Annotated in this window: 2 tRNA genes; both read left to right on the top strand. The window is 42.6% G+C overall.

Annotated elements, in window-relative coordinates:
- The first annotated feature begins 50 nt into the window (after positions 1-50).
- Positions 51-127, top strand: a tRNA-Ile gene (locus tag N480_RS16225).
- Positions 128-238: 111 nt separating this feature from the next.
- Positions 239-314 (top strand) — tRNA-Ala (locus N480_RS16220).
- The last annotated feature ends 109 nt before the right edge of the window (positions 315-423 follow it).

Below are 423 nucleotides of genomic sequence, written 5' to 3'. Positions count from 1 at the left end.
GTGTCCACACAGATGATTGTTGATTAGAATTAGAGAACACAACATTGTTTGGGTCTGTAGCTCAGCTGGTTAGAGCGCACGCCTGATAAGCGTGAGGTCGGTAGTTCAAGTCTACTCAGACCCACCACTTCTTCTCGATGCTGCGTTATAAAGCTCGTCGTTTAGGATAACTAAACTTCTTCGCTTTATGCCTTACCTCAAAAAGAAGTGCGAACAAACAATGTATTCCTAGTAATGTGGGGCTATAGCTCAGCTGGGAGAGCGCCTGCCTTGCACGCAGGAGGTCAGCAGTTCGATCCTGCTTAGCTCCACCACTTTACTACCACTTCTTAAAGATAAGCACTCTTACTTAGTTTACTTCTTAAATAAACTGAGAGTTTTTAACTCTGAGAAGTTATTCTCTTGCTCTTTAAAAATTTGGAA

This window comes from Pseudoalteromonas luteoviolacea S2607 (assembly GCF_001625575.1).
GTDB classification, from domain to species: Bacteria; Pseudomonadota; Gammaproteobacteria; order Enterobacterales; family Alteromonadaceae; genus Pseudoalteromonas; species Pseudoalteromonas luteoviolacea_E.
This window is presented reverse-complemented; position numbering and strand designations above follow the sequence as displayed.